Below are 14,311 nucleotides of genomic sequence, written 5' to 3'. Positions count from 1 at the left end.
CTCACCAGCGTTCCCCGGCTCGCCGCTTTCCTGAGACATTGGAAGGGCGAGGCGGGGCGCTGAAAGCCAGCTGGCAATTGAAGGTTCGCATTGCATGCGTCTGATCCGAGGCCTGACTAACCTGACAGCGCTGTCCCGTCACGAGGCTTCCCCCCTCGCGAACGGGTGTGTGGCGACCATCGGCAATTTCGATGGGGTGCACATTGGCCACAGGACCATTCTGGAACAGGTGAAGGAAAAAGCGGCCAGCCTGGGCCTGCCTTCCGTGGTCATGGTGTTCGAACCCCAGCCCAGGGAGTTCTTTCAGGGTGCCGAGGCGCCTCCGCGCCTGATGTCCTTCAGGCAGAAGTTCGAGGCGCTGACCGCCGCGGGGATCGATTACGTGCTCTGCCTGCATTTCAACGGCCGCTTCCGTCGTCTGACAAGCCGGGAGTTCATTGATACGGTTCTGGTAAATGGCCTCGGTGTGCGCCATCTCGTGGTGGGCGACGATTTCCGGTTTGGCTGCGACCGTACCGGCGATTTCATGTTGCTACGCGAGGCCGGCGAATCGCTGGGCTTTACCGTGGAGAATACCCGGACAGTGACCATCGAGGGTGAGCGGGTAAGCAGTACCCGGATTCGCGAACGCCTCAAGGCCGATCGGCTGATCGATGCCGAAGAGCTTCTGGGCCATTCCTACCGGATCCGTGGTCGTGTCGTTTATGGGCGCCAGCTCGGTCGGCAGATCGACGCGCCGACGGCAAATATCCTGTTGAAGCGCATGGCGCCGCTGCAAGGTGTCTATGTGGTGAGCACGACCCTGGATGACGGTTCGGTCTACGACGGTGTTGCCAACATTGGCCTGCGCCCGACGGTGGACGGCAAACAGCCCGCTCTGGAAGTGCACCTGTTTGACTTTGCTGGCACACTTTACGGTCGCCAGATCGACGTCGTGTTCCGTCACGGGCTGCGGGACGAAATCAAATTCGGTTCTGTCGATGCCCTGAAGGAACAGATTGCCCGTGACTTCAGCGATGCCCGGGCCTGGATCGCCGATAATGGATCCGCTCGGGCGGCACATTGAAAACCCGTGGTTGCGGCCCACACATAACTGAATACTGACCCAAACTGACCAAAAGAGTACGCACACAGACCATGAGCGACTACAAGCACACCCTGAATCTGCCGGAAACCGCCTTCCCGATGCGCGGCAACCTGGCCAAGCGTGAGCCGGACATGCTCAAGCGCTGGCAGGACCTCGACGTGTACGGCAACCTGCGCAAGCAGCGCGAGGGGCGGGACAAATTCGTTCTTCACGATGGCCCTCCCTATGCCAACGGCAGCATTCACATTGGTCATGCGGTCAACAAGATTCTGAAAGACATGATCGTCAAGTCGCGCAGCTTCATGGGCTATGATGCGCCCTACGTGCCGGGCTGGGACTGTCATGGCCTGCCCATTGAGCACAAAGTGGAGCAGGAAATCGGTAAGGCCGGTGTGAAGGTCGATTACAAGACCTTCCGTCAGGCCTGTCGTGACTATGCGACCAAGCAAATTGCCGGTCAGAAAGAGGACTTCATTCGCCTGGGGGTCATGGGCGAGTGGGATAAACCTTATCTGACCATGGATCCAAAGGTCGAAGCGGGTATTGTTCGTGCGCTTGGAAAAATCGTTGCCAAGGGGCACCTGGTTCGGGGCTACAAGCCGGTTTACTGGAGTGTGGTGGGTCAGTCCGCACTGGCGGAAGCGGAGGTTGAGTACCAGGACAAGACCTCGACCCAGATTGACGTGCGTTTTACCGCCGTCGATCAGGCAAAGGCGTTGTCCCTGTTTGGCACCGATAAGGGCGAAGGCGATGTGTCGGTGGTTATCTGGACCACCACGCCCTGGACTATTCCGGCCAACCAGGCCGTCTCCCTGAACGCAGAGTTTCAGTACGCACTGGTGCAGGTGGATGTCGGCGCAGGTCCCGAACGCCTGATCCTCTCGGCTGATATGGTGGACGGCATCATGAGCCGTTGGGAGGTTGAGGGCCATGAGGTGCTGGCGACCTGTTCCGGGGCTGACCTCGAGCATCTGGCCCTTCAGCATCCGTTCTACGACAAGCAGGTGCCGGTCATCCTGGGCGATCATGTATCGACCGAGGCAGGTACCGGGGCGGTCCATACCGCCCCTGACCACGGCATGGAAGATTTCGAGGTCGGCAAGGCCTACAACATTGATACTCTCAATCTGGTCCAGGCGGATGGTACTTACACCAGCGCGGCCGGCGAATTGGCCGGGGTGCATGTGTACAAGGCCGATGAGCCGGTCTGTGCTGCGCTGACCCGTGAGGGCAAGCTGGTGCGTTCCGAGAAGTTCCGCCACAGCTATCCCCATTGCTGGCGGACCAAGACGCCGCTGATCTATCGGGCTACGCCCCAGTGGTTCATCAGCATGGACAAGCAGCACTTGAGAGCGGATGCGCTCGAAGCCATCAAGGGTGTGCGCTGGGTGCCGTCCTGGGGGCAAAACCGCATTGAAGCCATGTTTCAGCAGTCTCCGGACTGGTGCATCTCGCGCCAGCGGACCTGGGGTGTGCCGATCACGCTGTTCATCCATAAAGAAACCCAGGAGCTGCACCCGGATACCCAGAATCTTATCGAGAAGGTCGCCCAGGAAATCGAAGTGGGTGGCATTGATGCCTGGTACGACATCGAGCCGGCCGCGTTTTTGGGCGCAGATGCCGATCAGTACGAAAAGGTTACCGATACTCTGGATGTCTGGTTTGATTCCGGTGTGACGCACGAATCCGTACTTCGGGTCCGTGAAGAGCTCGGTCAGTTTCCGGCGGATATGTACCTCGAGGGCTCCGACCAGCATCGAGGCTGGTTCCAGTCGTCGCTGAAGACGTCCATTGCCATGAACGGTGTGGCGCCATACAAGCAGGTCCTGACGCACGGTTTCACCGTGGACGGCAAAGGGCACAAGATGTCCAAGTCTCTCGGTAACGTGATTGCACCCCAGGAGGTCATGAACGAGCTGGGTGCCGACATCCTGCGGTTGTGGGTTGCGGCGACCGATTACAGCGGTGAGATGACGGTGTCCAAGGACATCCTGCGCCAGACTGCCGATGGCTATCGCCGGATCCGGAACACCTCCCGCTTCCTGCTGAGCAACCTCAACGGGTTTGATCCCGAACAGCACATGGTGGCGCCGGAGGATATGATCGCGCTGGATCGCTGGATGGTGGATCGTGCCCTGCAGCTGCAGAACGAGTTGCACGAGGATTATCAGAATTACGCCTTCCTGCGCATCTACCAGAAGGTGTACAACTTCTGCGAGGCGACTCTGGGTGGTTTCTACCTGGATATCATCAAGGACCGCCAGTACACCACACCGGCCGACAGCCTTCCGAGGCGCTCATGCCAGACCGCGTTGTATCATGTTGCCGAGGCTCTGGTGCGCTGGATTGCCCCGATTCTCAGCTTCACCGCAGACGAAATCTGGCAGCATCTGCCAGGCCAGCGTGGCGACACCGTGTTCTACGAGACCTGGTACGATGGTCTCGCCGAGCTGCCGGAAACGGCGGAGCTCGGCCGGGACTACTGGCGCGAGATCTACAGCGTCAAAGAGGCGGTCAACAAGTGTCTGGAAGAGGCCCGCGCTCGAGGCGAGATCAAGGGGTCGCTGAGCGCGGAAGTCACGCTTTTCTGTGAGGGTGATCTGGCGGCGAACCTCAAACACCTTGGTGAAGAGCTTCGCTTCGTACTGATCACTTCGGAGGCAACGGTGAAGCCGGCGTCCGAAGCCGGTGATGCCGAGCTCACCGGCCACGAAGGATTGCGTGTGGCGGTAGCACCCGCCACCCATGCCAAGTGCGAGCGTTGCTGGCACCACCGGGAAGACGTAGGCCGTAATGACAAATACGTGGACCTGTGCGCCCGGTGTGTGACCAACGTGGAAGGGCCCGGTGAAGCCCGTTCGTTTGCCTGATGGACTCGACCATGACTGAGCCGGCAGGCGGGTCCAAGTTGAAGTGGCTGTGGCTGGCGGTGCTGGTGATCGTGCTGGACCTGGGGACCAAGGCGTTGGCCACCGCTATGTTGACCTACGGCGACCCGGTGCCGGTGATGCCCATGTTCAACCTGACCCTGCTGCACAATACGGGCGCCGCCTTCAGCTTCCTGGCAGAGGCCGATGGCTGGCAGCGCTGGTTCTTTGTGGCACTGGCCCTGGTGGTCAGTACCGTGCTGATTGTCTGGCTGAGGAAACTCCAGCGGCATGAAACCTGGGTGGCGGTTGCCATCGTACTGATCCTTGGCGGGGCACTCGGTAACGTCTACGACCGTGTTGTTCATGGTTACGTTGTCGATTTCCTGCACTTTTACTGGCAGGACTGGCATTTCCCCGCCTTCAACTTGGCGGACACGGCCATTACCATCGGCGCCGCCATGATGATCCTTGATATGTTTCGCAAACCCGCCGACTCGGACGGGGATGCCGAAAGGAGTGACGAGCGCTCATGAAAGAATTGCCTGTAGACAAAGGTACCCGCGTCAAGCTGCACTTTGCCCTGAAATTTCCGGACGGCGAGGTTATCGATTCCACGTTCGAGAAAGAACCGGCCACGCTGGAAATTGGCGACGACAACCTCCCGGAGAACTTCGAGGCCTACCTGATGGGCATGAAGGCCGGAGAGCGTAAAAGTTACGAGGTGCCGCCGGAGAAAGCCTTTGGTCAGCACAATCCGAACAATCTCCAGACCTTCAAGCGTCACGAGTTCAGTGCCGACATGGTGCTCGAACCGGGCGTAATGATCTCCTTTGCTGACGCTCGCCAGAGCGAACTTCCGGGCGTCGTCAGCCGTGTCGAAGGCGACGAAGTGGAGGTGGACTTCAATCACCCGCTTGCGGGGCGTACACTGACTTTCGAAGTGGAAATCATTGACGTCGAGCCGGCGAGGCCGACGCACTGACGCAAGCACGGTCTATTCAACACCAGCGGGAAGTTACCATGCAGATCCGACTCGCCAATCCTCGCGGCTTTTGTGCCGGCGTGGATCGCGCCATCGAAATCGTCAATCGCGCCCTGGATGTGTTTGGCGCGCCGATCTACGTGCGGCACGAGGTGGTCCACAACAAATTCGTGGTCGACAACCTGCGCAATCGCGGCGCCATCTTCGTGGACGAATTGGACGAAGTGCCCGATGACAAACTGGTGATCTTCAGTGCGCACGGGGTCTCCCAGGCCGTCCAGAATGAAGCGGCTCGTCGGGGGCTCAAGGTTTTTGATGCCACCTGTCCGCTGGTCACCAAAGTGCACATGGAAGTCATGCGCTACAGTCGTGACGGCCGCGAGTGCATTCTCATCGGCCACCATGGCCATCCCGAAGTGGAAGGCACCATGGGTCAGTATGACCACAGCAACGGGGGTGACATCTATCTGGTTGAAGACGAGGCGGATGTCGCCAAGCTTGCAGTCAAAGATGCCACACGGCTGTCCTACGTGACCCAGACAACCCTTTCAATGGACGACACCGCCCGGGTCATCGACTCCCTGCGGGAGAAATTCCCCCAGATCGAAGGCCCTCGGAAGGATGACATCTGCTACGCCACCCAGAACCGCCAGGATGCCGTGAAACAGCTCGCCGGTGACTGCGACCTGATGCTGGTGGTGGGTTCGCCCAACAGCTCCAACTCCAACCGCCTGCGTGAATTGGCAGAGCGGATGGGAACCCCCGCCTATCTGATCGACGAAGCGGCCCAGATCGACCCAGAGTGGCTGGATGGCAAAACCGCCGTCGGAGTCACGGCCGGAGCGTCCGCGCCGGAAGTGCTGGTGAACGATGTAATTGCACGTCTGCAGGATCTCGGCGGCAGCGTTCCGGAGGAGATTGCCGGGCGCGAGGAGAACATTGTGTTCTCCATGCCGAAAGAGTTGCGGATTGATGCTGTCGAGGTTTCCTGACCTCGACAGCATTTGAACACCATCACATCTTTTTCTTTGCTCTAACCGCTTATCCCTCGTATAAATCCGCTTGTCGCCTCTTAGTGGTACTACGTTTTGCCGTTGTTTAGTGTGGCAAAACGTAATAATGGAAGTGGATTATGTCTGGCAGCTCAAAAAACCTTAAATATTCGGGATTCACTCTCATCGAATTGATGGTGACGATCGCAGTGCTGGCTATTTTGGTCACCGTTGCGGTTCCTTCGTTCCGCAATATCATCATTTCCAACAGTGTCAGTTTTGACCGTGACGAATTCTTCAGCTTGGTTGCGTTTGCTAGGAGCGATGCGATCAAGCGGGGCACGGCGGTCACTATCTGTAAATCAAGTGATGGTTCAACTTGCGACGACAGTCTCGCCTGGAGCGACGGATGGTTGGCCTTTCATGACGCTGACGGCGATGGTGTAAAGGAGACCGGAGATGACCCCGTTCGCTCTCGAGGCGCCCTTGATGCGCAAGTGGCTGTGAGTCACGGCGGTGCGGCGGACCGGATAACCTACGGTAGTCGAGGCTTGATTCTCAGAGGGCAAGGTCTTGTCACGTTCTCGCATTCCGCGGGCAGTCAATTTGATCGCACAGTTGATATCGGTGTAACCGGTCGCGCATCCAAGGGTTGATCACACATGAAAATTTCACCTCAGAAGGGATATGGTCTGGTAGAGGTTCTGGTAGCGGTTCTGGTGTTGGCTATCGGCTTGCTTGGTTTGGCTGGGTTGCAGACACAAAGTCTACGTTTCAACAATGAGGCCTACTTCCGGACTCAGGCCACCCTGCTGGCCATGGATATGGCTGACCGGCTGCGGTCCAACTTCGAAACAGCCCGGACTACTCCTGGAAGCTACACGTTTGCAAAGAACGAAACAGTGCCAACCTCAGTGACTGATTGCACCTCTAGTGCCTGTTCACCTGCTCAATTGGCGCAGTACGACTTTAAACAATGGAAAGAACGCGCCCAGACTCTGCTACCTGGCGCCGAGGTGGCTGTGACCCCTGACGCCCTGGGGACAGCCACACCCTGGCAGGGATACACAATCCAGATTGAATACAGCAGCACCGAGAACAATAGTGACCCGCAGCTATTCCAGTACAGGGTGAAAATCTGATGATCATGAACAGATACATTTCGAGAATGCAAAGACACCAAGCCGGGCTCTCACTCATTGAGCTGATGATTGCCCTCGTTCTGGGGCTTTTTTTATCGGCCGGCGTGATTACTATTTTTATTTCGGCTAAACAGGACTACCAGGTTCAGGATGCCATCTCACAGGTTCAGGAAAACGGTCGGTTTAGTCTGGAGTTTTTGTCCAGAGATATCCGGATGGCCGGGTTTTCGGGGTGCACCAACGAAATGCCCACCGCGAATTCTATTGAAAATGCCCCTGCCTCTGTGGGCAGTTTCGAGGAAGGGATTGAGGGCTTTGATGGCGATACTGGCACTCTACCAGCCGCTCGCTTCCCCAAGGCCCTGTCGAACTCCGACGCCATCATCCTGCACGTTGCGGATATGGGGTCCGAGCTGGTCGTCAATAATCATAACCCCAATGCCGCTCAGATTGATGTCACCAACGCGCACTCCTTCAAGCCGGGTGCGATCATGATGATTGTCGATTCCAATTGCTCGAATCGCGGCATTTTTGTCATGTCCGGCCCCACCAACACCAACGATAATGCTGAAAATGTCGTTCACAACACGGGTAAGAAGTTTACTTACGGTAGCGTCTCCAACGTTGAAAATTGCAGTAAGGCGCTCAAGGGGGAATACACCTGTGCGGATCAGTCCGGAGCCTCGTCGACCGCTTATACCGATGGTTCAAGCGTCTTCTCGATTACCAGCGTGGGTTATTACATCCGGGATCCTGCCCAGGATGCCACGTTGACCTCACCTACTCTTTACAGAGTCAATTTCTCAAGTGAGTTCGATACCGCTGGAACGGATGTCTATCAGCCGTTAGTTGAAGGCGTGTCCGATCTGGACGTCCTGTATGGCGTTTACGATGAGACGGCGGATACCTTGCAGTATAAGACTGCGGACGCGGTGACTACCGCTGATGAGTGGCAGAGCGTGACGACTGTCAGGCTAGAGGTTGAGGCGGAGAGCTTGACGGCAGTTGAGGGTGCGCCGATACAACGAGAGTACGTGCGCACGGTGAAGCTGAGGAATCGAGGATGAAATTGATGGTTTCCCAAAAAGGCAGTGTCCTGATTGTCAGCCTGGTCTTTCTGTTGCTTTTAACGATAGTGGGTGTCAGTGCGATGAATATGACGAGTCTGGAAGAACGGATGGCTGGCAACTTCCGGGATCACGATCTGGCGTTCCAGGCAGCGGAGGCCGCCCTGTTGGATGGTGAGGAATTCGTCGAGAATACCTTCGACATTACTCAGGCATACACCGATCCGGCCTGTTCCGGGTCGTCCTGCTACTCCTCATCCTGCACCGGTGGCCTTTGTTTTAATGGTACCTTCGATAACTCCTCAACGCCCGTCGCCGACTGTCAATCCGGCACGACGAAAGAATGGGAGGACAGTTCTATCTGGTCTACCAGTTCGAAGACCCGTGCTTCTTCAGACCAGATCACGGGAACGGTTGAAGATGCCCGATATATTGTTGAATTCCGTTGTTTTATGCCTAGAGATCCCGCGAACCCCGATCCAGATCCGGACGTATTTGCCCAATGGTCTCCTGCTTTTCGTATTACCGCCGTGGCGAGCGGATCATCAACCGATTCTGTGGTAATGCTGCAGTCGATCTACAAACTCGTTAACTGATGCGGGCCTTGGAGGATATGTACATGGGAATCAAGTTGAAGACCTTTGCAACAGCCGCCCTGATATCGGCAGCATCAGTCGCATCTGCTGTTACAGTAAATTCGGACTCCCTGAGTTCGGCTGATTTCACTCAACAGCCGCCTGTGCTTACCGCGAGAGAGACACCGTTGGTAATGCTCGGTCTGTCTGTTGATAATCAGTTGTTTTATAAGGCTTATGCTGACTATACCGACATTGATAGTGACGGTGTGATCGAGACAAGCTATGACGACTCCTTCGATTACTACGGCTATTTCGACGCCGATTGGTGTTACACCTACGATACTTCAGCGAAAGCTTTCTCGCCGAATGCCGAAGCTTCGGGAGCTAACAGCCACTCCTGTAGCGGGTCCAGTGACTGGAGCGGCAACTTCCTGAACTGGGCAACAATGACCCGAGTGGATGTGTTACGAAAAGTGCTCTACGGCGGTAAGCGCGCCGTTGATACCGACGATTCCACGATTCTCGAAAGGGCCTATATTCCAAGCGACGTGCATGCGTTCGCGAAAGTATATTCCGGCTCGGACATCAGCGACTATCTGCCGGACAGCTACAACGGAGGAACTGACAACGCGGTGACCCTCTGTAACGTCTCGTCGGCACACCCTTACGGTAGTACGAGTGCCCCCCAGATCAGGATCGCGAAGGGAGAACACCGCCGTTGGTCTATTAACGAATTTGTTCAGTGCCAATGGGATGAACTTGAAAACAGCCCCAAAGTGGCTGATCGGCTCAACAAGGATTCCGAGCAGCAGGTCCGGGTGAAGGCGTGCGTGGCGGGAAAGGACGCTGACAGCGATTCATGCAGGACCTACACCGCTGGCAATGCGAAGCCAGTTGGTTTGCTTCAGCAATATGGTGAGAGCGGTGACCTCAAATTCGGTTTGATTAGCGGTAGCTATGACAAATACGTCGCTGGTGGGGTTCTGCGAAAGAATATTGGCATGTTTGGTGGCAACGACGACCCAACAGACGATGAGATTGATCTGAACAACGGTACGTTCAGGGACGTTGACGGCATCGTGTCTACTTTGGACGCTATTCGTATCATAGGTTGGCAAGGAAGTCGGTATGAGTATGGGACGTTATCGGACAACGCGACAGATGCGCAAAAAACGGCAGCCTGTAGTAAGCCAGGAATAGCCATTGACGATTTCGAAGATGGCACCGCTAAATGCAGGGATTGGGGCAATCCGGTATCGGAGATCTATGCAGAGGCCGTCCGATATTTCGCAGGGGCCACGAGTGCCTCAGCTGCTTTTTCAACAGACAATGACGACTCCTATATTTCTGCCCTGAGCGAGGCCACTTGGCCGAGCTCCCTGAATGTAAATGCTCTCAATGCTGACTCCCGTTGTGCTGCGTGCTCTATCATTATGATCTCTTCGGGGGTTGCGTCATTTGATGGCGACGATTTGAGCTCGGTCTCCAGTATTGAGGGCCTCTCCGGTACCAGCGACCTCTCGGCCAAAACCAACGCGGTTGGGGCGGCAGAGTACGGTACTTTCCCTCAGGACTTCCTGATTGGGAAGGAAGATGGTGTTACGGATGCTGGCAATGATGGGCTCTGCACCTCGAAAAACCTGGACAGTCTGAGCAAAGCGCTGGGTATCTGTCCGGAAGCTCCGGCTCTGCAAGGCAGTTACCAGATCGCAGGTCTTGCCAGTCACGCCAAGACGACAGACCTCAGGACTGATACAGGTATGGACGGTAACCAGACCGTCGATACCTATGGCGTTGAGCTTTCAGAGTCGGTTCCTTCTTTTGAAATTCCTGTTGGCGAGGGCTCCATTCGATTCCTTCCTGCATGTCAGTCCAAGAAGACAAATTCCAGTGACTGGTTGCCTTGCAGTCTTTTCGATGTGGAGATAGTTGCGACGGAATCCAATGCGGATGGCGATCTCGTATCCGGTACCCTGTTGTTCCACTGGGAAGACTCGTCGTGGGGCAACGACTATGACCTTGACGGTAGTCAGGTCATCAGTTTCTGCGTCGGCGGCTCTGAGTCAGGCTGTGACAGTGGCGGCACGGATACCCGGTCCAGCGCGACTTACGATGTCCAGGTCCCGAATGGACAATTGAGAATTTCCCAGGGCGTCGCCTACACAGCCGCCGGGTTTGATTTGCGCTTTGGCTATGTCGTCACTGGCAGTCAGGGTGAGAATGGTATCAGCGACTGGCTTGAGCGCCCAGGCGGCGAGAATCGGAACGATCTGTGTCAGCTTTCTGTAACTGGTACCGATGGTCTGCCATACCTGCCCATACCAGGGAATGGCGATTCGGCTTCCATTGGCTGCGGAAGCGGTGATAAATACGATTACCTGCCGGTATCGGAGCTTTACTTGCCGGGCTCTTCGGGTGCCACCAAGCTTCTGGATAAGCCGCTTCTTCTGGCGGCCAAATACGGTGGCTTCCGGGATCTCGACGACAGTGGCGATCCAACCTTTGAAAGCTCGAGCACAGATACTCGTGAGTGGGATTTGGTGAATAACCGCACTGGGGCTAACGGCTCAGACGGTGTGCCCGACAATTACTTTTATTCCAGTAACCCGGGGCTTCTTTCCAGTCAGTTGCAGCGGGTTTTCGAGGCATTGGTTGCCCGTACGGCATCAGGCACCAATGCGGCGGTTGTCGCGAATAGCAGTTCCGGGGTGGGGGCAGTTTATCAAGCGCTCTATCAGCCGCAGTATTCGGTTGGCAACAAAACAGTGACCTGGACCGGAACGCTTCGAGCAGTCTTTATCGACAATTATGGTTTCCTGAGAGAAGACTCCAACGGAAACGATCAGCTTGACGATTACAGCACGGACAAAATAGTCCAGTTGGAGTTCGACTCGAATCTGGAGAAGACCTATGTCCAGCGGTATAGCCTCTCCAGCAGTTTCCAGTTGGTGCCCGAAGGACTTCCTGTAGAGCTCAATGAGCTGGATTCGATCTGGAATGCGGTTGATCAATTGGCGGCTGTGTCTTCACCCGAGGAACAGCGGGCAAATTACGCCAATGTTGACAATAACCGCCGCTATATCTTCACCGCCATTGATGACAATGGCGATAATGAAGTCGATCAAATTGACACTGTTCCTTTTATTAGCAGTCAGGCCGGAAGCCTGAAGCAATATTTAGGGCTCCCAGGTGCGACGGACACCGACGTCGAGAACCTGATTGATTTTCTGCGTGGCAAGGAAGTCGCAGGCTTCCGCGGTCGATCAATAGATTATGATGGTGACGGTACCGATGAGGTATGGCGTCTTGGAGATATTATTCACTCGACGCCGGCAGTTGTTGCGACTCCGAAGGACAATTACGACACACTGTACAGCGATACTACCTATGAGGCCTTTGCTGATCAGTATCGAAACCGGCGTCAAGTCGTCTATGTCGGTGCCAACGACGGCATGATTCACGCTTTCAACGGCGGATACTGGAACGCTGCTTCCCGTAAGTTTTCTACTCAGCCTCCTTCCGGGGTTGCTGCCAACCACCCGTTGGGTCAGGAGCTGTGGGCTTATGCTCCGGCTAACCTGCTTCCGCATTTGCGGTGGCTGGGTGAGCTGGATTATCAGCACGTCTACTACATGGATGGCGAGCCGATGGTTTTTGACGCCAACATCTTTCCGGCCGATGCGACGCACCCTCACGGTTGGGGGACGGTAATGGTCATGGGGATGCGCTTTGGCGGCTCGCCAATTGAGGTTGAAGTCGACAGTGCTTCACGCGTCATGAGGTCTGCGTATGTTGTCTTCGATGTCACTGATCCGGAGCAGGCACCTGTTCTGCTCGGTGAGGTGACCGCGCCGGAGCTTGGTTTCACGTTGAGTAAGCCGGCTTTGGTAAAAAATCGTCAGCCCTCAACGGATACGGCAAGCCTCGGTGACTGGACCGCGCCCTCGGTTAACGACTGGTATCTTGTCCTCGGTAGCGGGCCTCGGGGAGCAACTGCGCGTAGCGCAGCAGACAGCGATCAGGCGCCGAAGATGTTTGCCATTGATCTGGAACAGTTGGTTGACAGCTCTGCGACGACCGCTTCTTCCACTGACTATTTCGTCACGATATCGGGTGCGGATCCACTAACGCTCGGTTCCGCTCAAGGCTTTGTGGGTGGTATCGAAGTTGCTGATTGGGATCGCAATAACAGCGATGACGCCGTTTATGTGACCACTGTGGATAATGCCGCCAGTGGCGGTGAGCCAGGAGGACGCCTGTATCGTCTTCTCATCGAAGACAATCAGGGAGCCTCTACAGCAAGTTACGGGATCTCTGGCGCAATTCTTGGTCAAATGATGAATGCCGGAAGGCCACTCCAAGCAGCACCGACAGTTGTGAGAGACACGTTCGGGGACCGTTGGATACTCGTCGGGTCCGGCAAGTTGCTTGTGCCGGCGGATAACGAGCTAATGGATCAACAGTACTTTTACGGGATTAAAGAACCTCGAGACTCTTCGAGCGGTGAGCTAACCTATAGTTCTGTGACCCCAGGCAGTCTGTATGACTCGACGGATGTGGGTGTCTTTGAGGGTAGTGGCGAGGTTAGGGACATCTCCTCTGGAACTGCCACTACACTGTCTATTGGTTCGGATGAAATAAACTATTTCTCGGATCTTGAGAGTGCTTTGCGTGGTTACCCGGGCTGGATACGTCGATTACAGAATCCCAGTTTCGCACCCAGCGGCAGGGTAACGGGCAGCGCAACCCTGAATCCCTCGAATAGGCAGAGTTTTGCCTTCACCGAATACGTACCGCCGGCACTGAGCTGTGAACTGGACGGAGAGAGTTTCCTTTATGCGCTTTCCATCCTGACCGGGACATCGACTCCCTATGCGCCCTTATCCACGTCAGATGAATATGTGGTTAATGACAAGGAGCTTTCGCAAAGTGTAGTGAGTATCGGTTCGGGCTTTGCGTCTGAAGTCACTTTCCACCAGGGAGGTTCGGGCACGCTGCGAGCCATAACCAATATGTCGACCGGCGCCATTCGTTCGGATGAGGTCTTCACTTCGGCGCCGGCCAGTGGACGGCAGTCCTGGCGTCAAATTGAATCAGTTTCATTCTAAGCGGGAAAAATATGAAAATGCAGCGCGGTTTTACCTTAATCGAACTGATGATCGTGGTGGCAATAATCGGCATTATTGCCGCCATCGCTTACCCGAGTTACCGGGATTCGGTTACAAAGACGCAGAGGACTGACGCAAAGGTCACGATATCAAAGTTGTCAGCTGCCCAGGAGCGGTTTTATACGCGCCAGGCGCCAGCGACCTATGCTGCGGATTTCCGGACATTACTAAACGATACTTCAATAGCTTCAGGTACCACCACGATCACCTCCGATGAGGGGTACTATAACATCACGCTGGCAAATAGCAGTTGCTCTGAGACTGTCGGCTCAAACACCGTTTACACATGTTTCAGCTTGACTGCGCAACCTGTAGCGGGTGGTCCGCAGTCGGACGACACTGACTGTTGGAAAATCACCCAGACACAGGTTGGCAAATCCGCTCTCAATAAAGCAGGCACCGCCAATGACTCCTGCTGGTAGCGC

At 55.8% G+C, this 14,311-nt stretch carries 11 protein-coding genes; all 11 read left to right on the top strand.

Going from position 1 to position 14,311, the window contains the following annotated elements; translation table 11 throughout:
- Window positions 1-94 precede the first annotated feature (94 nt).
- The 11 genes from ribF (at window position 95) to KZO34_RS17170 (ending at window position 14,308) form a co-directional block, all read left to right on the top strand.
- A complete protein-coding gene (gene ribF / locus KZO34_RS17220) occupies window positions 95-1,066 on the top strand; it encodes a bifunctional riboflavin kinase/FAD synthetase (RefSeq protein ID WP_219478102.1) in 972 nt (323 codons plus the stop codon).
- A 71-nt stretch (window positions 1,067-1,137) separates the two neighbouring features.
- Complete coding sequence (ileS, locus tag KZO34_RS17215; protein WP_219478101.1) at window positions 1,138-3,957, top strand: isoleucine--tRNA ligase; 2,820 nt, start codon at window positions 1,138-1,140, stop codon at window positions 3,955-3,957.
- Window positions 3,957-4,490, top strand: coding sequence for a signal peptidase II (gene lspA, locus KZO34_RS17210; protein ID WP_219478100.1), 534 nt, complete (start codon window positions 3,957-3,959; stop codon window positions 4,488-4,490). Before ileS ends, lspA begins: the two co-directional genes overlap by 1 nt.
- A complete protein-coding gene (gene fkpB / locus KZO34_RS17205) occupies window positions 4,487-4,939 on the top strand; it encodes an FKBP-type peptidyl-prolyl cis-trans isomerase (RefSeq protein WP_219478099.1) in 453 nt (150 codons plus the stop codon). The genes lspA and fkpB overlap by 4 nt, the downstream gene beginning before the upstream one ends.
- A 38-nt stretch (window positions 4,940-4,977) precedes the next feature.
- Window positions 4,978-5,931: a 4-hydroxy-3-methylbut-2-enyl diphosphate reductase gene (gene ispH / locus KZO34_RS17200; RefSeq protein WP_219478098.1), complete on the top strand. Its 954-nt coding sequence runs from the start codon at window positions 4,978-4,980 to the stop codon at window positions 5,929-5,931.
- 140 nt (window positions 5,932-6,071) lie between these two features.
- Complete coding sequence (locus tag KZO34_RS17195) at window positions 6,072-6,587, top strand: GspH/FimT family pseudopilin (protein WP_219478138.1); 516 nt, start codon at window positions 6,072-6,074, stop codon at window positions 6,585-6,587.
- 6 nt (window positions 6,588-6,593) lie between these two features.
- On the top strand, window positions 6,594-7,073 hold the full coding sequence (pilV, locus tag KZO34_RS17190) for a type IV pilus modification protein PilV (RefSeq protein ID WP_219478097.1): 480 nt from the start codon (window positions 6,594-6,596) through the stop codon (window positions 7,071-7,073).
- Window positions 7,073-8,140, top strand: coding sequence for a PilW family protein (locus KZO34_RS17185; protein WP_219478136.1), 1,068 nt, complete (start codon window positions 7,073-7,075; stop codon window positions 8,138-8,140). Before pilV ends, KZO34_RS17185 begins: the two co-directional genes overlap by 1 nt.
- Window positions 8,137-8,736, top strand: a complete 600-nt coding sequence (locus KZO34_RS17180) for a pilus assembly PilX family protein (protein WP_219478096.1) — start codon at window positions 8,137-8,139, stop codon at window positions 8,734-8,736. Before KZO34_RS17185 ends, KZO34_RS17180 begins: the two co-directional genes overlap by 4 nt.
- A 23-nt stretch (window positions 8,737-8,759) precedes the next feature.
- Entirely contained in the window at window positions 8,760-13,826 is a 5,067-nt protein-coding gene (locus KZO34_RS17175) for a pilus assembly protein (RefSeq protein ID WP_219478095.1), read from the top strand.
- 11 nt (window positions 13,827-13,837) lie between these two features.
- A complete protein-coding gene (locus KZO34_RS17170; RefSeq protein ID WP_219478094.1) occupies window positions 13,838-14,308 on the top strand; it encodes a type IV pilin protein in 471 nt (156 codons plus the stop codon).
- Window positions 14,309-14,311: the final 3 nt, after the last annotated feature.

Source organism: Marinobacter sp. F4206 (genome assembly GCF_019392195.1).
Taxonomy (GTDB): Bacteria; Pseudomonadota; Gammaproteobacteria; order Pseudomonadales; family Oleiphilaceae; genus Marinobacter.
Note: the sequence above shows the minus strand (reverse complement) of the source record. Positions and strands in the feature narration are given on the sequence as shown.